The sequence below is a fragment of the Mesorhizobium sp. M5C.F.Cr.IN.023.01.1.1 genome (genome assembly GCF_003997585.1).
GTDB lineage: Bacteria > Pseudomonadota > Alphaproteobacteria > Rhizobiales > Rhizobiaceae > Mesorhizobium > Mesorhizobium wenxiniae.
The window spans coordinates 1-21,009 of the sequence record NZ_RZSU01000104.1; the positions used below are offsets into that span (position 1 = coordinate 1).

The window sequence follows — 21,009 nt, forward strand, 5'->3', positions numbered from 1 at the left end:
TCCGGTCTCGGCATATTCGCTCGCGTTCTTTGCGATACTGCCGTACTCTCCGCGCGTAACAATCGCGGTACGGACTCCGCGCGCCAGCAGATGGTCGGCGACGGCCACTGCTTCGTCCAGGGAAGCGCCCGCTGAAGCGAAGGCAAATGCCAGCCCTTCGACCTGCAGATTTTCCGGATCGGCGTTGACCGAGACATCCTGAGAGACGCTCACGCCAGCTTCAGTCAGCAAGCGCCGCAGCCTGCCTCCATCGTCGATCCAGCCTAAATGCACATGCCGCACCCGCAGCAATTTGTCGATCTCGCGGTGATCGGGAAAATAGCCGCGGCACACGCCGAACTCCTCGAAATCCATTCTGCGGTCGCCAGCCTCGTCGACCGAAATTTCGGTGTAAGCGGTGATGCCTTCGACCACCCTAGTGTGAGCGGTTTCGACGTCCATCTCCTTCAGGGTCGCCAATGTGCGATCGCCTTCAGGATCGTTGCCGATTGCACCGAAATATGCCACGCGGTGGCACAACGCGCTCAACTGGACCGCCACGTTCAGGGCGTTGCCGCCGATCAGCGAAACTGCTAGCGGCGCCGCAAGTCGGTCGATGCAATTGTCGCCAACGGTTGCGATCTGGAAATTGGTCATGTTGATATCCGTCGAAGAGGCGCCATTGGCGCCCTCGATCGTGCAGCAATCAATAGGCTACGCGCTTGTAATAGCGCCGCGTGGTGAGCGGGTGATTGCGCTTAACTTCCAAATGGGCGCTGATTCGCTCGAACGCGGCGGCCAGCAGCACCGGCGAAATCAGCGCGCGCACTTCATGCGAGATGCCGGGCATTGCGAAATCCGCCGTGTCGAAAACGGAAAGACGATCGGTATAGTTCGGCGCGAACTTCTCCACCCGCTCTGCGAGCGGCCGACAGGCGTCCTCGCCCTTGAACAAGATGACGCTGACGTCCTTCTCGATCAATTCCAGCGTGCCGTGAAAGAAGTCCGAGGCATGGACCGGACGCGTGCGGATCCATTGCATCTCCTCGAGAATGCACATGCCGTAGTAGAAGGCCTCGGCCCAGGTTGAGCCGGCGCCGGTGACAATGTGATACCCGGTGCCCTTGATTTCTTCCGCGAACTGTTCCGCGCGCTCTTCGAAACTGCGCTTCAGGTCCACGAGAAGTTGCGGGAGCAAATTGAGTTCGGCCACCACGCTGTCGAAATTCTCGATTTCGCCGCGATGCTGCATGATCGCAAGCGCGATCAGCAGCGACTGCAGATAAAACGACTCGCAAGATGTGTCGTCCTCGGCGAAGTTAACGAATACGCGATCGCCGCCCTTGCCGAGCGGCGTTTCGCGATGACCGACGAGTGTGATCACCTTGGCGCCGCGCTTTTCGGCGAATGCCAGCATCTCCACGCTTTCCTTCGTCGTGCCGGAGAGCGAGGGCAAGATGACGATCGAGTTCGGACCAAGATGGGCGGAACCGGTTATCGACAGTTCGGCGCTCAGGTCGTGGAAGGTCGGGAACGTCGAGCGGCGCAGCAGAAGCTGGGCGGCCGGCTGCATGAGGATCGCCGCGCCGCCGGTTCCGAGAAAGAAGATATTCTGCGCGCCGGCTTCGAGATATGAGACGATCACGTCCCTGATGTCGCCGGCAAGCGCGACCGCGCCGCGCTGAATGCCCAGATAGCGGTTCTCGTCAAAATTCAGCATTCGGCCCTCGTTGTCGAAGAGCGGCAGTAAGGTTCCCGCCGCGATCAGGAAACGCTTGATGATGTTGTCAGACAACTGACATCCGTTTGGCGATGTTGTCAAGCGTTATGACGAGATGTCCTGCCCTCGCCAGATCTATGGTGGCCAGGGAAGGCTTGACGGACCAGGCGGGATGAATCACGTTGTCAGACAAGTAGGGTGCTGCATGGAGATGGGATTGAGAAACGGCCTTCGCGACAAACGGACAGTCGTGGCGCAATTGCGGGAAGAGTTATCTCTCCTTATCGAGAAAGAGAAGCTGGTGACTGGCGATCGGCTGCCGACCGAATTGGAGCTGACGGGTCGTTTTCGGATTTCGCGCCCAGCGCTTCGCGAAGCGCTGAAGCTGCTCGAACAGGATGGCATCATCAATGTCGTCCACGGCAAAGGGCGGTTCATCTCCGCGACGGCGGCGCTTCGTGTCGAGCGGCCGATCACCTGCTTCGAGAGCGTGACCGACATGGTCCGGCGGTTCGGTTATCAGCCGAACAACAAAGTTCTCTCGATTTCCGAGGAAGAACCCGATCCGGAAATCGCAAAAGCTCTGGCGCTGAAATCCAGCGCTCGCGTCATCCGCCTCGAGCGCCTGCGCATGCAGAACGACAAGGTGATCATGTATTGCGTCGACTATGTACCGCGTTCGGCCATTCCGGGGCGTCTGGACGATCTGGACTGGACCGGGTCGCTACTGGACCTCCTCGAGAAGCACTATCAGCGGCCAAAAATGTCGACCGCTACCGCCTCCGCGGTGATGCTGCCGCAGCACATCGTCGACAGAAACAACCTGCATGATTTCGGCCCGGCCTTTCTCATCGAGGAAATAGCCTACAGCGACGCCGGCCTTCCAGTGGCCTATGCGCAGGACTACCACCGGGGCAGCGCCTTCTCGTTCAGCTTCGTACGGAAATAAGGATTCGAGGCATACCGTTGCCGGTCGACATTCAGACTATTGAGAGACGTCAGACAATCTTCGAAGTTGCGAGCGAAGCCGTGCGGACCGGCGGTCGGGCCATGCCGCTCGCCGGAGTCCGGTCCCGGCCGCACCACAAGGAAGGATTCCGCCTGTCCACTCCGAATATGGACGACTGACAAACAAGCTCGGCGGCTCCAAATTCAACTTGACAGCCGGCTTCGCGAATTGTCTGTTGTCTGACAACATGGATTGCCATAACCGAGTTTCACAGCCTGCCCGATTAACAGGCGGAGACGCTGAAAAAATCAACTGTGTTGTCGGACATCTTACAAAGTTGCTCGATCGGGCCGACGTTAACCGACCGGGCCTCACGGGAGGAAACCAGTGAAGAAGATCATCCAATTTGCGCTTGCCGCCGCGGCGGGCGCTCTTTTCGTCTTGCCGGCCAATGCTGGCGAAACGCTCGACCGCGTCACCGAGAAGAAGGTCATGGTGGTGGCGACCAACAGCGGTTGGCCGCCTCAGAGCTACCTCGACGACTCCAACCAGTTGACCGGCTTCGACATTGACGTTGCAAAGGAAATCGCCAAGCGGCTCGGCGTCGAAGTTTCGTTTGAGACGCCCGACTGGGCAACCATGACGGGCGGCCGCTGGTCCGGACGCTTCGATCTCGGCGTCGGCTCCGTCACGCCCACGAAAGCCCGCGCACAGGTCATCGACTTCCCGGGGATCTACTATTACAGCCCCTATGTCTACGTGCTGCACAAGGATTCCAAGGTCGCCAAGCTGCAGGAACTCAACGGCAAGGTGATCGGCGTCGAAACGGCCACGACATCAGAGGATTTCATCCGCCGTCAGTTGGCGATCGATGCGCCGGGCCTGCCGCCGATCGAATACAAGATCGAGCCGGGCGAAATTCGCACCTATGCCGATTCGATGCTGCCCTTCGACGATCTGCGGCTGGGTGACGGCGTTCGCGTCGACGCCGTCATCGCGCCGGAGCAGACCGCCCTGAACGCGATCAAGAATGGCTATCCCCTGCGGGTGCTCGAAGGTGAATACGCTTTCCGAGAGCCGCTGGTCCTGATCAGCGAAAAAGGCGATGCGGAATGGAACGCGAAAGTCGGTGAGATCCTCGGCCAGATGAAGACGGAAGGTGTATTGGCCGAGCTGACCACCAAGTGGTACGGCAAGGACTACAGCGTCGATTGATGCATCTGGCGGGCGGGCGGCGGCTGAGCATTGCTGCCCGCTTGCACCTCCAGCCACTATTCCTGCCAGCCATTTGCGAGAGGCGATGAACTACATCGACACGCTATATTCCCGTACGCTGCAGGATCAGACAGAACGAAGCCCGCTCGTCGCGGCCGAACAGACTGATGTCTGCATTGTCGGAGCAGGGCTGGCCGGCCTGACGGCCGCGCTGGAACTTGTTCGGGCAGGAAATTCGGTTGCGGTTCTGGAGGCGCAACGCGTCGGTTGGGGAGCATCCGGCCGCAATGGTGGGTTCGTCGGCCCGGGCTATGCCGGCAGGGGCGAGACGATCCGGCGCATGGCGGGAGCTGCGGATGCAAAAAAGCTGCAACTCCTGTCCATTGAAGGCGTCGAACTGGTGCGCAATACCATCGAAGATCTCGGCATCGCGTCGGCCTTGCCGAAACCCGGAATTACAAGGGTCGTTCGATATGAGGCAGCCGCTCAGCTTCAGGCTGAGGCCGAGGCGGCGCTGAACGATTTCGGCTACCCACTCGAATTCCTAGACCGCACGGCCGTACAGGCCCTGCTGCATTCGGACCGCTACTACCAGGGCGTGCGCGACCCCCAGGCCTTTCACTTCCACCCTCTGAACTACCTGCGGGGTATCGCGGCCGAAATCGAGCGGCTGGGCGGCCTCATATACGAAAACAGTGCGGCTACTTCCGTTAGTCTGAACGACGCCATAAAGGTGGTTCGCACCGATCGCGGGTCGGTGCAGGCCAAGCACGTCGTTTTTGCTACCGGCGGCTACACCGGCCGGCTCGTTCCGGCGCTGAAGCGCAGCCATCTGGCGATCTCGACTTATGTCATGGTTTCCGAACGCGCTCCCGAACTGATCCGCACCGCCATCGAAACGACAGATGCCATCGGTGATGACCGCAAGGCCGGCGACTATTACCGGGTCGTCGACGGCGGCCAGCGGCTCTTGTGGGGCGGGCGCATCACCACGCGCACCGGCGAGCCGCGCGATCTTGCCGCCAAGCTCCAGCGGACCATGGTGTCGACCTATCCGCAGTTGAAAGACCTGGAGATCGACACCGCCTGGAGCGGGCTGATGGCTTATGCGCGCCATCAAATGCCACAGATTGGCCAACTGCAGCCCCATGTCTGGTACTGTACGGCGTTCGGTGGGCACGGCATGAATACGGCTACGATCGGCGGCAAGATCATCGCCGAGGCTATTCTCGGAACGAGCGACCGCTTCAGGCTGTTTCAGCCTTTCGGGCTCGCCTGGAATGGCGGACCGGCCGGCAAGATCGCCGCTCAACTTGTCTATTGGAAACTTCAGGCGAACGACTGGCTGCGGGAGCGGGGCGCCTGAGCGCATCGGAGGGGTGAACGTGATCGCACAATTGGTTCTGGCATACCCCGATCACCTCAGACGCCTCGGCACTGCGCTTGTCGTCCTAGTACTCACGAGCGTCTTCTACTGGATGGGCCTGCATGGCGCATGGCTGGTCAATCTGGCACCCGGCCTGCAATATTCTATCGAAGCTTCGCCCGCGCTATGGAGCGTGATCGCCTCGTTCGTCGTGGCCGCGCTACTCGCCGCGAACGGGATCGCCATCAACCGCCTGTCGCGCTTCCATCAAATCATTACCGTCTGGGTCGAACTGCTGGCTCTGCTGATGTGGTTCTTTTATTCGTTCGACCTCAGCTTCTCGTTCATCGCGCGGAAGATCGGCTTCCTGGTCAGCCAGGGCGTCCTCACGACCCTGTATATATCAGCTATTGCAATTGTGATCGCGACGGCTCTCGCTCTGATCGGGGCCATCGCCAAACTCTCAAAAAGCGGCATCGCCTTTGGATTGGTGACATTCTACACCTCGCTGTTTCGCGGACTTCCTCTGCTGATGCAGCTCTACCTGATTTATCTCGGGCTTCCACAACTGGGCTTCGTCATAGGCCCCATTCCCGCGGGCATTGCGGCACTCGCGCTCTGCTATGGCGCCTATATGACTGAAGTCTTCAGAGCAGGCATCGAGAGCATTCCAATAGGCCAGCATGAGGCTGCCACTGCTCTCGGCTTGCGTCCGGCGCAGACTATGCTCCTCGTTATCCTCCCGCAGGCAATGCGAGTAATCATTCCACCGACTGGCAACCAGTTCATCGCCATGCTGAAGGATTCGTCGCTGGTTTCGGTCGTCGGCGTGTGGGAATTGATGTATCTCGCCCGTACCCAGGGCCAGACAGAGTTCCGGCACATCGAGATGCTAATCACTGCATCGATGATCTACTGGCTGCTGTCGATCGGGCTCGAATATGCGCAATCGCGCATAGAGCGCCATTTCGGCAAGTCGCTGAAAAGGTAGGTCGCATCGTTAGCGCGAAGGAGGAAGATCTGGCTGCCAGACGATGGGCTGTGGACGTGGCAGAAAGGCGTGAGGAAGAATGGCTGGCCGGCGTTGCCGAAGCGCTTAAGGGAACCTGGCTCTTTCGGCCAGGAAAAGGCAGTCCGCTATGTCGAGCTGAAACTGGGGGTCATGTCCGCTGGAAACTCTCTGCGTGTGTACCGCGAGCGTCATCGCTCCGGGATGATGGCGCGGGCATCTGACGCTTTCGCGCTCATCACGCGCGGTCAGTACTCGGGGCTGACGACCCAACCTGTGAAAGGCGGCGAAGTCCTCATCGCATCGCAGCGCAACGGGCAGTCCAAGGTCGCCGACGCGCGCTGCGTTTATTGGCGGCTACATCGCTGCTCGGCTGTCCGGCAAGACGCTCCCGACCGAGGGCGCCTTCCATGGTCTGACAACGTGGGCACTCACAACCTTGGTGGTCTTATATTTCCTCACCAGCACCGTTGGCATGATTGTTGGCGGAGCTTTCAGTGGCATCACAAGTGCCGTCGGCGGCTTGAGCGAGACTGTAAGCGCAGACTGCGGCCCCGATTGTCGCAGAGGCCAATCCTTTCGAAGCTATTGAAGCTCAGGTGCGCTCGACCGGAACAGATCCGGAAGCCCTTAACAATGCGGCCATTAACAGGTCGTTGGCGGCCGTCATACCATCGATGACGGCGCGCGCCCGATCGCGGCGCGTGACGGCGCGGATCACAGCGCGATAGTCCGGCACGGTGGCGCGGCCAGTCAGGTTGTTCGTGCGCGGTCGGTCATAGAGGCCTCGGTCGATCCGGCGCAGCTCCCCGGCGGCTGCCAGGCGCTGCAGGGTTTTGTCCACGGCGGCGCGTGCGCCGAGATCGGCGAAGTCGCCGGGGGTCCAGACCTCGTCGGATTTGGACTCAATGCGGGCAAGCAGGCGCGAGCGAAGGTCGGTATCGGGCTCAACTATGGGCATGTCCGAAATATGATATCGCCCGAGCATCAAATGCCCTCCTTCCGCAAGGCACGACATCATCCCGATTGACTCTTGGCAGATACGAGAACAAATGTAGAACATATCACGGGCTTTCCGCGTTTCAAGGGTCACATGAGTATATCGGCGCCCCCTGCTGCCATTTCCGAGCTTCGAGAACGCATCGCGCATCTCGAAGGTGGAAATGCACGCGAGCGTACGGTTTTGCCGTTCGGAGTGGCCGCGATTGACAGGGATCTGCCGGGAGGGGGATTGGCTTTTGGCGGTCTGCACGAGGTCGCGGGTGGTGGAAATGGCTCCGTCGATGGCGCAGCGGCACTATTCGCTGCCGGTATTGCCGCGCGCCACGGTGGTGCGTTACCCAGCCCGATCTTTTCGCCCCTGCGATTGAACAGGCCGGCCTTCCTCGGGACGGGTAATCTATGTCGAAGCCGGCGACGAAAAATCCGTTCTCGCCTGTTTCGAGGAGGGTCTTCGCTAACGGCGGCATGGACAAGCTCGTTGACGAGAACGGGCCGAGACGGAAGGACTGGGGCTATGGAACCCTGAACAGGCGCATGTTGTTGATGGTCATTGCCGGCCTCCTATCCGGGCCCGCAAAATCCAAACAGAAGGAGTAACGAGTGTTGGCCAGTCAACGAGGAAGGCGCGTCCGCGCTGAGATTGCTCTTGCCCAGAACCTGATGCTCGCGCCCTGGGTTGTGGGGTTGCGGTTGCCGATCCTGGTTGCCGAGGCAACCGGTTCGCTGGTTTCAGGTCGGCCGGAAACCGTCAAAGCGGGGAGCGAAAAAGTTTCGGCCCTTGCGCAGGGGATTCTTGCGGCACAGGTGGCTTGGATGCGGGGCGCATTGACATTGCCGCTCGCCATAGCCGACGCGTCATCCCCGCTGGCCGATATCGGGCGATCAATGGCCCTTGCTGCTCTGGAGCCTGCGGGGCGGCAGGTTCGCCTAAATCACCGCCGGCTTTCCAGGCGCCGCAAACGGTGAAACCGCAAGAGGCGAAAACACCCGCAGCAAGGCTGCAACTGCAGCAGTCCATCGATGAATGTGCGATGGCAGTGTAAAACTTGGCGGAATCAAACCTCTTCCGGCGCGGCGGCGCAGAAAATGATTCCTACCACCGTATACCCGGGCGGTCGCAATCACCTGACAGACGCGAAAAGAACGCGGCCGTCGGCGGATTGACACTTCAGTCGGGATACAGCTCCTTGCCGTTAATGGAGGTGTCGGGAACTGAGCTTCGGTTCGGCGGTTAAAAAAGAGGGAGAGTTACGGAGGTTAAGGTGAACGGCTTGCTGAAGACTGGACTTTCGACAGGCGTGACCGGCACGGTCGCAAGTGTTGTGACGGCGGCGTTCCTCGCCCTTCTGGCCAAAGCCGAAGGAAAGTCGGCGCTGCAGACGACCAACGCCACCAGCCACTGGCTCCACGGCGACAAGGCTGGTGCGGTTAGGAAGGCCGACCTCGCGCACACGGCGGTCGGCTTCGGCACCCATCATGCTTCGGCCATATTCTGGGCCGCTCCTTTCGAGGCTTGGCTCGCCAGAAATCCTCCGCGGTCGCCGCTACTGATGCTGCGCGATGCCTCCGCGGTAGCCGCGATCGCTGCGGCTGTGGACTATCTCGTTGTGCCGAAGCGGCTGACCCCTGGCTGGGAGACAGTGCTTTCTAAGCGCTCCATCGCAGCTGCGTATGTAGCGCTCGCTCTGGGTTTGGCTGCCGGCGGACTGGTCGCGCAGGAGATGCGAAAAGGCGAGTTAGGGCCATAGCGCAGGGCATTTCGTGGCCATTGAACGCCTGTGCAAAACGTTCGGCCCACGGCATCGCCGCGACCGCGGGTGTGTCGATTCAGTTCGTAAACGCAAACCCGGACGGCTCGCAAATCTCGGCCTGATGACCACCCGCCGCTGACGCTGCGCTGCGCCCAAATGTGCTTGCGGCGCGCGCATGGAGTGCAGCAAAGCCGGACCAAGATACCTCGTCGCTGTCGGTCGCCTCTCCGACCCATTGGCCGACCTTCGTGTTGCTTCACTGCAAGGGACCGCACAGGGGTTAGCGGTTCGACGTCGCTGCGGGCGAAAGGTCGCTTGGACGTGGTTACGAGATTGGCATTTTCCAGTGTCGCTAGCGATGCCGTCCGTAGAGGTCCAACATCGCTTTTCGTTCTTGAAGTTCGATCTGATCATCGACAGCGGTCTCGTGAAATTCATCAAAAGCGTCGCGCTTCTCGGGCCATCCCCGGCTGCGGCCAGTGAGGAGCTGCGCCCTGGACATATTCTCGACCGAAAAACGCACCGTCCTCGAGATCGGAGTGCATAGCATCGTCGATCCGGTGGTTAAGCCGTGGGTCGAATCTCATCCTTCCCCAGACGCACGAACGATCTGTCACCGGCCTGCGAAAACGCCTTCGTGCACTCCCTGTCCTGCCCTGTCTATTGGGTAGAACCCGCGAAGACTTATCTTTTCCAGACTATGCGGGGAGGCCGGAGTTCAGCGATGGCGGTTGAATGAACATCACCCGCAGGGACATTCGTTAAGGTGGCCGCAGGCTCCCCGATGGCCCTCACCTGGCCGGGAAAGACGCTCGCCGCGACGCCCGCCCCGCTGACGCGCACCATCCCTTCCACCGGCGAGGCGATTTCGGCGGTCGGGCTTGGCACCTGGATCACTTTCAAGGTTGGCGACGACCCGGTGCTGCGCGATGAATGCGCCGACGTGATCGCCGCCTTCTTCGAAGTGGGCGAGAAGACAAAGCCTGGTGGTTGGTTCTACGCGACAATTGTCGGCTTCCCGCTTGAAACCAGCTGCGGTCTTGCAGGGCAGCAGCGCTTCCTCTGGGGGATTATCAACTGCAGCGCTTTTCCTTTTCGCCACAGACTGTAGCTGTGGTGCATGCTGCTTTCGATCGAAGACCTGCTGAAATCCTATCCGGGCCCGGAAGGCCCGGTGCCGGTCCTGCGGGGCGTGACACTCTCGCTCGACGCCGGCGAGACGCTAGCGCTGACCGGCGAATCCGGTTCGGGCAAGAGCACGCTGCTCCACCTCGTGGCCGGACTGGACGCTGCCGACGGCGGGCGCGTCGGGCTTGCTGGGCAGGAGGTCACCGCGCTCGACGACAGTGGTCGCGCCCGGCTCAGGCGAAGCACGGTGGGCATCATCTTCCAGCAGTTCAATCTCATCCCCTCCCTGGACGTCGCCGCCAACATCGCCTTTCAGGCACGTCTGATCGGCACGCCGGAACCGCAGGAGCTTTCACGACTGGCCCACGCACTGGGCCTGGAGCCGCAACTGCGGAAATACCCCGAGCAGTTGTCCGGCGGCCAGCAGCAGCGCGTGGCGATCGCCCGCGCGCTCGCGGCGCGGCCGAAGCTGATCCTCGCGGATGAGCCGACCGGCAACCTCGACGAGGCGACGGCGGACGGGGTGATGGAGCAATTCCTCGCGCTCGTGGCGGAGACCGGCGCAGCGCTCCTGATGGTCACCCACTCCCCGCGTCTTGCAGCACGTCTCGGGCGCCGGGCGCATCTCAGCCAGGGCCGCCTTGCATGACCGGCGCTGTCCTCGAGGCACTGGCTTCGCACTGGCGACGCAACCGGCTTCAATTGCTGACGCTGGTGCTCGGCCTCGCGCTGGCGACGGCCCTCTGGTCAGGCGTGCAGGCGATCAACGCCGAGGCACGCGCGAGCTATGATGCAGCTGCCGCTACGCTGGCCGAAGGCCGGTTCCACCAGCTGATGCCGCGCGAGGGGGATTCCATGCCCCAGGCGCTTTTCGTCGCGTTGCGCCGTGCCGGCTGGCTGGTCAGTCCGGTGGTGGAGGGAAGGCTGCGCGTCGGCGGCACCGCCGTGAGGCTGGTCGGCGTCGATCCGCTGACCGCGCCGCCAAGTTCCGCTGCAAGCGAAGCACTGGCCCGCACCGACCTCAACCGCTTCTTGCGCGCGGAAACGCTGGTCGCTGGCCCGGAAATGGCCGCGCTCCTTGAGGCGAACATGCCCAACCCGGTTCTGGTCGATCAGGCGGTCGCGCCGGGCAGCGTGCTCGCCGATATCGGCGTCGTCCAGAAGTTGCTTGGCCGCGCCGGGCGCATCAGCCGCCTGATCGTCCTGCCGGAGCAGCCCTTGCGGCAACAGCCGCTGGCTGATATCGCGCCGGACCTCGTACTCCAGCGTGCGGACGGTGCGACCGATGTCGGCCGGCTCACCGACAGCTTCCATCTCAACCTCACGGCGTTTGGCTTCCTCAGCTTCGCGGTAGGCATCTTCATCGTCCACGGTGCGATCGGCCTTGCTTTCGAGCAGCGGCGTGGCGTGATCCGCACCCTGCGCGCCCTCGGCGTGCCGCTCCGCCGCCTGGTCGTCCTGATGATCGCCGAGCTTGTCGTGCTGGCGACGCTTGCCGGCGCGCTCGGCATCGCGCTCGGCTATCTCATCGCAGCGCTCCTGCTGCCGGACGTGGCCGCGACGATACGGGGCCTCTATGGCGCCGACGTTGCAGGCACGCTGCAGATCCGCCCGGCATGGTGGCTTTCGGGAATCGCCATGGCGCTCGGCGGCGCATTGCTCGCCGCCGCGAGCGGGTTGTGGCGGCTGGCGCGGATGCCAGTCGTTGCGAGCGCGGGCGGCCGCGCCTGGGCGCTGGGCTCGGGACGGACGCGAACGCTCCAGGCTGCAGCCGCGGTCGTGCTGCTCGCGGCGGCGGGCGTGCTGGCCGTCACTGGGGGCGGGCTGGCCGCCGGCTTCGCGCTGCTTGCCTGTCTACTGCTCGGCGCAGCACTTGCACTGCCGCCTTGCCTGGCGGCTATCCTTCGTCTTGGCGAAGCACAAGCCGTTCGCGCCATGGCGCAATGGTTCTGGGCCGATACGCGTCAGCAACTGCCCGGCCTCGGGCTTGCACTGATCGCCCTGCTGCTAGCCATGGCTGCGAATGTCGGCGTTTCCACCATGGTCTCGAGCTTCCGCCTGACCTTTGTCGGCTTCCTCGACCAGCGCCTGTCAGCCGAACTGTACGTCGATGCGGACGCGGTCGCGGACCGGGCGGCTCTGGAACGTTTTCTCGAGGCGCAGGCTGACGCCGTGCTGCCGATCATGTCGGTCGAAGCGACGCTCGCCGGCTTGCCGGCGGAGATTTTCGGGGTGCGTGTCGGCTACACCTACCGCGAAAACTGGCGCTTCCTCGACGCAATCCCCGCCGTCTGGGACGAGATCGAAGTGGGCAGGGCGGTCGTAATCAACGAGCAGCTCTCGCGCCGCGCCGCGCTGCACGTCGGCCACACGCTGGCGCTCGGCCCCGGGCTGTCGCTGCCGGTCGCGGGCGTCGTCGGCGATTACGGAAATCCCATCGGCCAGGCCATCGTCGGCGAGGCGCTGTTTCGCCAGACGTTCCCGGCCATCGAGCCGAGCCGCTTCGCGATGCATGCCGAAGGCCCGCTCGTCTTCCACGGCGCCGGCGGCTACTCGGTCAAGTCGGCGAAAGGGCAGGCGAGCTACTACTATTCCCAGCCCTTTTTCTCAGTTGAGGGAAAGATTAGTCTGCCGGAAGGTGAGATCCCGGTGCGCGGCACCGCGTGGCTCGATCGCGAATGGTCGTCGCAGCCGCTGGCGGACGACCAAAACGGTTGGGATTGGTTCTCGCTTTCCTTTGACACAGGCGAGAGGCTGATGGGTTTCCGCCTGCGCGATGCCGCTGGCAGCGGCTTCACCTCCGCCACCTGGATCGCGGCGGACGGTGCCGTGACGCCCTACGGCGACGGCAAGCTCGTTGCGACCCCGCTGGAGACGAGCTGGGTGGAGGGGCGCGAAATTCCTACGCGCTGGCGTCTCGTCTTGCCCGACCGTGCGCTCGACGTCACCGTCGGCGCGCTCAACTCTCAGGCCTGGATGGGTCTCAGCATCCCCTATTGGGAAGGTCCGGTGCGGGTGGCCGGCACACACCCTGGCAAGGGCTATCTCGAGATGACGGGCTACCAGCGGCGATGACCGTGGACCGCGGCTGTGCCTGCGCGTCAGATCGTCATGGACAACTCCCGGGATACCAAGTCGCGGCAGCGGTAGTTAGCGATGCGGTATATCGGATCACCAAGCATTGGCTATTGTTGTCGCTTGGCAGTTAATTGTAACAATGCGGCGATTTGGTTGAGCCTTGGCATTAATTGTTAGAATCCAGGTGATCTGATTCTCAATTAACTGCATTTGAGACGAGACTCTCGACCTGCGGGCTTGGGCTATCATGTTCTCGGCAGCGTCAGTGAATTATTCGCGACCGCTTTGGACGTGACGCTATGGGCTACGCCGCCACAGCACTGGACGGTCCGTGCTCGGTCCCCGACGGATTCCGCGAACAGGCCGAGAAGGAGTTGTAAAGTGCGGCGGCCTACCCCGCGTGGCGAATTTCCTCTCGCTTCGGAAGCTTCCAGTTTGGTCTTGGGAAATGACAGGTGTAGCCATTGGGATAGCGCTCGAGATAGTCCTGATGCTCCGGCTCGGCTTCCCAGAAATCGCTGACCGGCACCACCTCGGTCACGACCTTACCGGGCCAAAGCCGGGATGCTTCGACATCGGCGATGGTGTCTTCCGCAACGCGCTTTTGCTCGTCGTCTGTATAGAAGATCGCCGAGCGGTAGCTCGCGCCGACATCGTTGCCCTGGCGGTTGCGCGTCGTTGGATCATGGATCTGGAAGAAGAATTCCAGCAGATCGCGATAGCTGATCGTGTCTGGAGCGAACACGATCTCGATCGCCTCGGCGTGGCTGCCATGATTGCGATAAGTAGCGTTAGGCACCTCACCGCCGGTGTAGCCGACGCGGGTGGAAATCACGCCGGGGTAGCGGCGGATCAGATCCTGCATACCCCAGAAGCAGCCGCCTGCAAGCACAGCGCGTTCGGTCGTCATGGTCTCTGACCTCCTGAATTTGGATTCATCTCCAATGTAGGCATTGTTTTCATTTTTTTCAGTCGCAGGCCATTTGACACAAACGCGTCGCCCGATGGAGATTATCCTGAACAGCTAGCGCAGTGCGCGCGCCATTTCAGTCGAGACGATCATGGGCAAGTATAGAGACCAACGCGAGCCACGCAGGCGTCGGTATGACGATGACCCGGTTTCCTTTTCGGAACGGACTCCCGAACCGAGCTACTTTCAACGCCCGTCGACCGTAACGGCAGAGCCCCTCGACGCCGAGGTGATCTGGTTCAATACCAGCAAGGGTTTCGGCTTCGTCAAACTGTCCGATGGCACGGAGGCTTATCTCCACATCCGAGTGTTGGAGGCTGCCGGAAGCCGCGCTGTTGCCGAGGGGACACGTCTCAAGGTCGCGATTGAAGAAACTCCAAGAGGTCGTCAGGTCGTGCACGTGCTGGAGATCAGCGATCAGATCGTGAAAACGCCGGCAGATGCGCGCCTTGCTGAGGGGTCCATCGCCGGGAAGGGTGGTGCGCAGCTGGAGAGCGAGGGCACGGTCAAGTGGTACAATCCCGAAAAAGGCTTCGGCTTCATTGCTCCCGACAACGGTGAGAAAGACGTTTTCGTTCATGCCACCGCGTTGAACCGCTCAGGGCTCAGCGTGCTGGTGGAGGGACAGAAAGTGTTTGTCGAATGCGGGCAGGGCAAGAAAGGCCTGGAAGTCCGGAGCATTCGCCTCGCCTAAAAGCCAATATGTTGGCCAAGGGCCAAATTGCCGCTCATACAAAGAAAAAGCCCACCGCCGGGAGGAGGTGGCAGTGGGCTCGATTTGAAATGCAGCGCGGGAGGAGGTGCGCCGCACTCAGCGCCGGCATCGCATCTGGGAGGAGTAGATGGCCGACAACAGGATCATATTGATCGCCGCAGATATTGCAATGCACAAATTCCATATCGCAAGTGCGAAAGCGTTGCCTGGGTGTAAGCATCGACATTGTCTCGAAAGATCCAACCCACCAAATCGTTGCCATAGCTGGCGGCTGTAGAGATTAATGGTGCTGGTCATTTTGCTCTTGTTGCAAGGAGGGCAGAATACTATGCCGAGCGAGCGCGGCCGTTCTTATCGAAAGTCCCGTGGCTTAAGGCAGCTTAATCGGCATAGTCGCCGATAAGATCCCTACGAGCATATCGACAGCATCAAGGTGAGACCCGCGATTTCCGATAAAGCTGCAGCTGATGTACCGTCATCATGTGGTAGTCTGGCCCGCATGACGACGCTTCATCTCAATTGGCGCGGAAAACGGTGAACCCGGCAAAGCCGAATAGAACGCATCCGCCGAAATGGATCGAGCCTCAGCTGACGCGCCTGGTCGACGAAGCGCCCAACGGCCCCGATTGGCTTCACGAAATCAAGTACGACGGATACCGCATGCACGCGCGGATCGACGGCAGCGACATCCGCTTGCTCACCCGCACCGGCCTCGATTGGTCGCATCGCTATCAAGCGACGATAGCGGCCCTCCGCGCGCTCCCGGTGAAAGAGGCATATGTCGACGGGGAGCTGTGCGCAGTTCGGGCAGACGGGGTCACCTCCTTCAGCCGCCTGCAGGCCGCTATGGACGAGGGGCGCACGGGCGATCTTGTCTTCTTTGCTTTCGATCTTCTGTTCCTGAACGGAGAAAGCATTGCGAAGCTGCCGCTCATCGACCGCAAGGCGCGACTGGAAGGCCTGTTTTCGGCCGACATGCCTGGCCTGCGCTTTAGCGATCACGTGATCGGCGACGGGCCTACGTTCCGCAAGCACGCCTGCCGGCTTGCACTCGAGGGCGCTATCTCAAAGCGGATCGACCGCGCCTATGCTTCCGGCAATCGCGGCCTGTGGGTCAAGTCAAAGTGTCTCAACAGAGAGGAATTCATCGTCGTCGGCTGGACCGATCCGACTGGAGCCCGGCCGCATATCGGCTCTGCTTCTCGGCTACTACACCGATGATGGTCGTCTGATGTACGCGGGCCGCGCCGGCACGGGCATCACGGTTGCAGAGCTCAAGCGATTGGCTCGCCGGCTTGGGCCACTTCAGGCAGCTCGAATGCCCCTCGACGTTCCGCCGCCGCGCGAGAGCCGGTTCGGCTCGCCGCTTGAGCTGTCGCGCGTGCATTGGGTCAGGCCTGAAGTGGTGGTCGAGGTCACCTATCTCACCTGGACGGAAGACAAAATCTCCTGCGCCAGGTCTCGTACCAAGGCGAGCGTCAGGACAAGCCAGCCCGGGAGGTGGTGCGCTCCCCGCCCCATCCCTGATCGACATCGGGCGCCGTTTCGTTTCAAGTCACCCGACTTGCTCTACCTGCAGTGTGCTGGGTGGAAGGGCCTTGATCAGCGACTTCGCCGACACCGAAGGGTCGAGCCAATCCGCCCACGCACTGCGCTCGAGGATAACAATCTGCCTGTCATGATAGGGCGCGATGTCGGGCCCAGGCTCCATCGTCAGCATGGTGAAGGCTTCGCCGACCTCCGGCGTGTCACGCCAGATTCCAGCAATGCAGAAGATCGGCTCGTCCTTTTTTGTGAAGAGCCACTTGTCCTTTCGCTTTTTCTTGGGGACTATCGGATCGGTGAACTCGTAGAAGCCGTCCGCGACGATGAGGCTCCGGTTCGACGAGAACTCCCGGCCCTCTGAACGGAAATTATAGACGGGCCGCTTGTTCGGTCCGGGCCAGCTCCAGCGCCGTTGCACCATGTCGCCTTCGCCTCGGACGCCCTCGATAGTCCTGATGATCGGCGCCACGTCCGTGATCTTGATGTCCTCGCGCGCCTGGAGGTTCGGCGCTCCTTCTCCGAAGCGGATCTTGATCTTCAGGTCGGCGAGGTCCCCCACGATCGAAGCGACATCCACCGTCAATCGATAGTCATTGCACATCGGTCCTCCGTCCTATCGCATCGCACCGCGATTGTGATCCTGTTATGTTCGCTCGACCATGAGCGCGAACGATTTCGATTCCGACGCATCGCTCGACGAATCCCGGGTGATCATAAGGCGCTGCGGCGGCGATGTTGAGATGGCAGAGCTGCCTTGGGGCACGCCGGATCGCGGTAAACATGGACCCATTCCTCTTCGCACGACAGCCACAGTGCGCGTCAGGCATAGCTGCCCGAACGGGTGAAGACCCCTTTGGGGCTTCATCTCCGCCAGGCTTAGGCATAGCCCCGCAGGCTAATCTTGGCCGAAGAGGGTTGGCCGATATCGAATTTTTGCTGATCGCGTAGAGGTCCTAAAGTGCCGTTGTTTCGGCGACGCTAGTGCATCAAGCCTGCCGATCGCAGAGCGTCCTCTATGACTTTTCGTATTCCCGCGGCGGAGCTGGGCTTCTGAGAGGGCGGGATGTTTGCACGTTTCGCAGAGTGAGGGACATTGGGAACCCCAGCCTTGGGCATCGAGAAAGCGCGTGCGAAACCGGGCGCGAGCGCCTCGTTGTTGGCTTTTGCCGGCTTGATCTTCGCATCTCGCTTGACGCACGGCTTCGCTATTCCCCAGAACCGCGCGATATGCCAGGTAGAGGAGATACCGACGTCCAGCATGAACGGACCCCCAACGCCCAGCGCGGCGTCGCCGGCCGTGCCAAGTGGCGTACCGTGGCCCATTCCGGCGATGCGATATTCCTCGATCAGCTCCTGCCCTTGGGCATTGCGCCAGACGCGCCGTGAATGACCATCCACCATTTCTGACCGGGTCGAACGTGCATCGAGTCCGTGATCGAGTCCGTGAACGGCCCGCCATTGCGCGACGATCGCATCAGCGTTGGAAGATGCAACGGTCTGATCGGCGGAGCCGTGCCAGACCGATATCGAAGGCCAAGGACCTTGGTGCGGCGAGGCATCGCGCAGGGCTTTCTGCAATTGCCGTTCCGAGGGCATGCCATGACCGCGCATGCGGTCAAAGGCCTCAGGAACGGTCTTTGCGCTTCCATACGGCAGGCTAGCGATGATCGCGCCGCCTTCAAAAATCTCCGGGTAGCAAGCCAGCATGGCCGAAGTCATGGCGCCTCCGGCGGAGAGGCCGGTGATAAAGATGCGCCCACGGTCGAGGCCATGGGCCAGGACCATTGTTTCGATCATTTGGCGGATGGAAAGTGCCTCTCCGCCGTTCCGCTTTGTATCGCCGAGCACGAACCAGTTGAAGCAGAGGTTGGCGTTGTTTGCGCGTTGCTGCTCGGGAAACAGCAGGGCAAAACTTTCCTGATCGGCCAGTTGCGACCAGCCGGAACCATGGTCGTAGCCGGCCGCGGTCTGCGTGCAGCCATGCAGGACGACGACGAGAGGCGCCGCTTCAGGCAGATCATCCGGAACGTAGATCCTCGCCCGCAAGGCGCCCGGATTGGAGCCGAAGTCGCCCAGATCCGATAACCGATCGCGGCCTTGGCCATTGATCTGAAAACCCTGCCCGGCGCGCAATGCCGCAAGGCGGGTGATGGTGTCGGAGATTTTTCGCAAATCAGAATTCCTTAATTCCTCGTGGGCGGCCGCTACGACGGCCACGCTGCGCACAACGCACGCGCAGCAATATCGTTGCTGCAATGCACAACAACAAGTTTGAACTGTTGCGGAGCGCTCCAGGTCCTCCCGCTACACCGGAGCTGGCGTAGCGATAGCGGCATTGCAGCCGATGTCCGGCCTCTTCGATTTCGAAAAATCTCGCTGGTCAAACCTGGTCAAACTTCTCCGGGTTCAAAGCTGGTCCTCAAAAAGAGGCGGGGACGCCGGGAACTGCACCATCCGCCGCTGGTGACAATTCTGTCATCAGCCTGTGGAAACCAGATATCGCGAGAGATTGGCAGCCTGGGTGTTTGATCCCGGGCTTTGATGGAGCATTCTTGTCTTCCGAACAACGATGCTAAAGCGGTCCGTTGCGAGCGATACAACTCCGTTGCGAGCGATACAACATAGCGAAGAGGCCTGAGGACGCCGGCGAAGCGCCATGGGATCAACCCGAAAACCGTTGCGAGATGAAGGAAGCGGACTTCACGGGTGAACGTGCGGCTGCACCATCAAGCCGCCTGCCTTCCCAGTCGGGAAGGGGTCGGGCAGGTCTCGCCAGCGACCGGCATGAAATCTTTTTCCTTGACCAGGCAGGGATGCAGCTCGGCGCAAATTTTTGCCTCGTCCATAGGATCGCAGCCGATGAAGACAATCTCCTGCAGCGACTAGCCCGACAACTCCTGGCGAGGTCTCGTTTCCACTTGGTTGGGGCCCGGTCTTTCGTGACCTGCCGGTTCCTTCAACCGGTGGCTACTCTGGTCCCTTGTGGTTTCCTGGACCCAGATGTCTACCCGATCGGCCACCTTTTGCCAGCCCTGATCGAGCATCATGTCATGGCCTAGGCGAGGGAGTATCTCCGCCTCGGTACGATAGGCGCGTGCGGTTCTTCGCACCTCGTCCACCGTGAATATCGCGTCTTGCTCGGCACCCAGGAGGCGGGTATCGCTTCCGTGGTCGCCACCATGACTGGAGGGCGGCAGCGTGAAGTCGGCATCATTGGCTATGATGGTATGACAGGCGTTGCCGTGATTCTCGGCCAGGACAGCTCTCCCAATGAGACCTATATCCAAGTCGCCAGCAATGGCTGGAGCCTGCCGGTTGAGAATCTTCGGTCTATGATGGCAAAGAGCCGGTCCCTTCGCGAGTAACTGCTTCGCTTTGCCCATGCCTTCCTTGTCCAGTCGTCCCGGACGCCGCACCGGTTCTGTTAGCATCGGGCCGACGGCGATCGGTAGTCGTTCTCACCGGAAAACGCCTGACGCGGAGAAGGCCCACTCGCTTTCGTCGCTGAAACCCAGTAGCGACGCACGGCGAATGTGGCTGTGATCGCCGCGGAAATGCTTGATGCGCAGCTTGACGCCAGGCTTGACCCACTGTGTCGCCGGCCGCTTCTTCAATGCCTCTGGCGGCCCGGCGTGTTCCTGGACACGCTTGCACAACCGCTCCTTCATGTCGCGGCCCAGTGTGATGAAGGCCGAATCGACATATTTTCCGGTGCCAGGCTCTGCCAGTAAGCGCGGAGCCACAGCCGCGTTGGGACCCATTGCACCATTGCGATGCTGCCGGCCGCTTGTCACGCTACATCGATTGCAGGGCGCGGGGATTCTCTTTATTTTAGCCCCTCAATGCAGGGCTGCTGATGATGAATATGGAAGATCTTTACCGGCTTCTGCGCACCGGCCACGTTCAAGCGCAGGGTATCGTCGATACCGTGGCCTATCCACTGCTCGTGCTAGATGAAAGTCTTTGCGTCCAAAGTGCCAACCGTTCCTTCTTTGAAACGTTCAAAGTTGATCGCGACGAGACGATAGGGCAGCACATCTATCAGCTCGGCAATGGTCAATGGGACATTCCCGACCTGCGATTATTGATTATGGACGTGATCCCCAAAAGCACGGCCGTGATCGACTACGAGGTCGAGCACGACTTCCCAGGTCTCGGCCGGAGAACTATGCTTCTGACAGCTCGCACACTGTTCCACCCGAGCAGCGCCAGTCATTCGCTGTTGCTATCCATCGTGGACGCAACCGATCGCTATCGCGAAGATGCAGCGAAGGACATGCAGTTCGGCGAACTCAGGCATAGTATGAAGAACCTGCTCGCTGTTGCGCAATCGATAGCCCGTCACACCACCACGGAGGGCCGTTCGGCAGAGGAATACCGTGATGATTTCCTAGGCCGTTTCGATGCCTTGGTGGAAGCGCAGGACATAGCCTTCGCCGAGCGGAACGAGCCAAATCTGGGGGCGCTGTTGGAGCGCATCCTCGCACCCTATACCGCTAATCCCGACGCAATAGTGATCGGACCCGGTGTGGCCGTTGAGCTTGATTCCCGCGCGCTCCTGTCACTCAGCGTTGTCCTGCAC

General features: G+C 61.2%; 19 protein-coding genes and 2 pseudogenes. 13 read left to right on the plus strand and 8 right to left on the minus strand.

Translation table 11 applies throughout. The features are described 5' to 3' along the window. Together EOA78_RS28690 and EOA78_RS28695 are read right to left on the minus strand one after the other, a co-directional pair. On the minus strand, positions 1–636 hold a 636-nt coding region (locus tag EOA78_RS28690), incomplete at its 3' end, for a PfkB family carbohydrate kinase (protein ID WP_127318337.1). Positions 637–685: 49 nt separating this feature from the next. Next, on the minus strand, positions 686–1,699 hold the full coding sequence (locus tag EOA78_RS28695; RefSeq protein ID WP_127318359.1) for an SIS domain-containing protein: 1,014 nt from the start codon (positions 1,697–1,699) through the stop codon (positions 686–688). Positions 1,700–1,916: 217 nt separating this feature from the next. Between EOA78_RS28695 and EOA78_RS28700 the strand changes: the two genes are divergently transcribed. From EOA78_RS28700 to EOA78_RS28715, 4 genes are all read left to right on the plus strand, one after another. After that, on the plus strand, positions 1,917–2,648 hold the full coding sequence (locus EOA78_RS28700) for a GntR family transcriptional regulator (protein WP_127318339.1): 732 nt from the start codon (positions 1,917–1,919) through the stop codon (positions 2,646–2,648). 396 nt (positions 2,649–3,044) lie between these two features. Further along, complete coding sequence (locus EOA78_RS28705; RefSeq protein WP_245477796.1) at positions 3,045–3,863, plus strand: transporter substrate-binding domain-containing protein; 819 nt, start codon at positions 3,045–3,047, stop codon at positions 3,861–3,863. Between the two features lie 85 nt (positions 3,864–3,948). Further along, positions 3,949–5,229, plus strand: a complete 1,281-nt coding sequence (locus EOA78_RS28710) for an FAD-binding oxidoreductase (protein WP_127318341.1) — start codon at positions 3,949–3,951, stop codon at positions 5,227–5,229. A 19-nt stretch (positions 5,230–5,248) separates the two neighbouring features. Then, positions 5,249–6,220 carry an amino acid ABC transporter permease gene (locus tag EOA78_RS28715; RefSeq protein WP_127318363.1) on the plus strand — a complete coding sequence of 324 codons (972 nt, stop codon included), beginning with the start codon at positions 5,249–5,251 and terminating at the stop codon, positions 6,218–6,220. Between the two features lie 613 nt (positions 6,221–6,833). Here the strand turns inward: EOA78_RS28715 and EOA78_RS37385 are convergent. Then, positions 6,834–7,490: a GPP34 family phosphoprotein gene (locus EOA78_RS37385; RefSeq protein ID WP_245477795.1), complete on the minus strand. Its 657-nt coding sequence runs from the start codon at positions 7,488–7,490 to the stop codon at positions 6,834–6,836. On the opposite strand from EOA78_RS37385, the pseudogene EOA78_RS37390 reads away from it, so the two are divergent. The 5 genes and pseudogenes from EOA78_RS37390 to EOA78_RS28755 all read left to right on the plus strand — a co-directional run. Then, positions 7,380–7,692, plus strand: a pseudogene (locus EOA78_RS37390) (damage-inducible protein); the annotation flags it as partial. The gene EOA78_RS37385 and the pseudogene EOA78_RS37390 sit on opposite strands and share 111 nt — an antisense overlap. Before the next feature lie 810 nt (positions 7,693–8,502). Beyond that, positions 8,503–8,988 (plus strand): hypothetical protein, encoded by a 486-nt coding sequence (locus EOA78_RS28740; RefSeq protein WP_127318343.1) that lies wholly within the window; start codon positions 8,503–8,505, stop codon positions 8,986–8,988. 787 nt (positions 8,989–9,775) lie between these two features. Further along, the gene (locus tag EOA78_RS37980; protein ID WP_348628505.1) at positions 9,776–10,102 is read left to right on the plus strand and encodes a hypothetical protein; all 327 of its coding nucleotides are present in this window, start codon (positions 9,776–9,778) and stop codon (positions 10,100–10,102) included. A 9-nt stretch (positions 10,103–10,111) separates the two neighbouring features. Then, on the plus strand, positions 10,112–10,768 hold the full coding sequence (locus EOA78_RS28750) for an ABC transporter ATP-binding protein (protein WP_127318345.1): 657 nt from the start codon (positions 10,112–10,114) through the stop codon (positions 10,766–10,768). Then, positions 10,765–13,194: a lipocalin family protein gene (locus tag EOA78_RS28755; protein ID WP_127318347.1), complete on the plus strand. Its 2,430-nt coding sequence runs from the start codon at positions 10,765–10,767 to the stop codon at positions 13,192–13,194. The genes EOA78_RS28750 and EOA78_RS28755 overlap by 4 nt, the downstream gene beginning before the upstream one ends. A 394-nt stretch (positions 13,195–13,588) precedes the next feature. On the opposite strand, the gene msrA is transcribed toward EOA78_RS28755, so the two are convergent. Beyond that, a complete protein-coding gene (gene msrA, locus EOA78_RS28760) occupies positions 13,589–14,107 on the minus strand; it encodes a peptide-methionine (S)-S-oxide reductase MsrA (RefSeq protein WP_127318349.1) in 519 nt (172 codons plus the stop codon). Positions 14,108–14,258: 151 nt separating this feature from the next. Here msrA and EOA78_RS37790 point away from each other — a divergent pair, with 151 nt between their 5' ends. Both EOA78_RS37790 and EOA78_RS28770 read left to right on the plus strand, forming a co-directional pair. Then, on the plus strand, positions 14,259–14,861 hold the full coding sequence (locus EOA78_RS37790) for a cold-shock protein (RefSeq protein ID WP_127318351.1): 603 nt from the start codon (positions 14,259–14,261) through the stop codon (positions 14,859–14,861). 555 nt (positions 14,862–15,416) lie between these two features. Next, positions 15,417–16,103 carry a hypothetical protein gene (locus EOA78_RS28770; protein ID WP_164783978.1) on the plus strand — a complete coding sequence of 229 codons (687 nt, stop codon included), beginning with the start codon at positions 15,417–15,419 and terminating at the stop codon, positions 16,101–16,103. Positions 16,104–16,437: 334 nt separating this feature from the next. Here EOA78_RS28770 and EOA78_RS28780 read toward each other — a convergent pair whose 3' ends face one another. Then, on the minus strand, positions 16,438–17,028 hold the full coding sequence (locus EOA78_RS28780) for an SOS response-associated peptidase (protein WP_127318355.1): 591 nt from the start codon (positions 17,026–17,028) through the stop codon (positions 16,438–16,440). A gap of 58 nt (positions 17,029–17,086) precedes the next feature. On the opposite strand from EOA78_RS28780, the pseudogene EOA78_RS37405 reads away from it, so the two are divergent. Further along, positions 17,087–17,188: pseudogene (locus EOA78_RS37405) on the plus strand (SOS response-associated peptidase); the annotation flags it as partial. Positions 17,189–17,405: 217 nt separating this feature from the next. On the opposite strand, the gene EOA78_RS28790 reads toward EOA78_RS37405, so the two are convergent. The 3 genes from EOA78_RS28790 to EOA78_RS28800 all read right to left on the minus strand — a co-directional run bounded on the left by EOA78_RS28790 (position 17,406) and on the right by EOA78_RS28800 (position 20,170). Beyond that, on the minus strand, positions 17,406–18,599 hold the full coding sequence (locus EOA78_RS28790) for a PHB depolymerase family esterase (protein ID WP_127318365.1): 1,194 nt from the start codon (positions 18,597–18,599) through the stop codon (positions 17,406–17,408). Between the two features lie 710 nt (positions 18,600–19,309). After that, positions 19,310–19,810, minus strand: coding sequence for a hypothetical protein (locus EOA78_RS36590; RefSeq protein WP_206533518.1), 501 nt, complete (start codon positions 19,808–19,810; stop codon positions 19,310–19,312). Between the two features lie 75 nt (positions 19,811–19,885). Further along, the gene (locus EOA78_RS28800; RefSeq protein ID WP_206533519.1) at positions 19,886–20,170 is read right to left on the minus strand and encodes a hypothetical protein; all 285 of its coding nucleotides are present in this window, start codon (positions 20,168–20,170) and stop codon (positions 19,886–19,888) included. 113 nt (positions 20,171–20,283) lie between these two features. Between EOA78_RS28800 and EOA78_RS28805 the strand changes: the two genes are divergently transcribed. Continuing rightward, a partial coding sequence (locus tag EOA78_RS28805) for an HWE histidine kinase domain-containing protein (protein WP_348628506.1) occupies positions 20,284–21,009 on the plus strand: 726 nt, incomplete at its 3' end.

Excerpts from the sequence above, each read along its gene's own strand:
- EOA78_RS28695 (WP_127318359.1), bottom strand. The coding sequence starts at position 1,699 with ATGCTGAATTTTGACGAGAACCGCTATCTGGGCATTCAGCGCGGCGCG.
- EOA78_RS28710 (WP_127318341.1), top strand. The coding sequence starts at position 3,949 with ATGAACTACATCGACACGCTATATTCCCGTACGCTGCAGGATCAGACA.
- EOA78_RS37980 (WP_348628505.1), top strand. The coding sequence starts at position 9,776 with ATGGCCCTCACCTGGCCGGGAAAGACGCTCGCCGCGACGCCCGCCCCG.
- EOA78_RS28750 (WP_127318345.1), top strand. The coding sequence starts at position 10,112 with ATGCTGCTTTCGATCGAAGACCTGCTGAAATCCTATCCGGGCCCGGAA.
- EOA78_RS28755 (WP_127318347.1), top strand. The coding sequence starts at position 10,765 with ATGACCGGCGCTGTCCTCGAGGCACTGGCTTCGCACTGGCGACGCAAC.
- msrA (WP_127318349.1), bottom strand. The coding sequence starts at position 14,107 with ATGACGACCGAACGCGCTGTGCTTGCAGGCGGCTGCTTCTGGGGTATG.
- EOA78_RS37790 (WP_127318351.1), top strand. The coding sequence starts at position 14,259 with ATGGGCAAGTATAGAGACCAACGCGAGCCACGCAGGCGTCGGTATGAC.
- EOA78_RS28780 (WP_127318355.1), bottom strand. The coding sequence starts at position 17,028 with ATGTGCAATGACTATCGATTGACGGTGGATGTCGCTTCGATCGTGGGG.
- EOA78_RS36590 (WP_206533518.1), bottom strand. The coding sequence starts at position 19,810 with ATGGGCAAAGCGAAGCAGTTACTCGCGAAGGGACCGGCTCTTTGCCAT.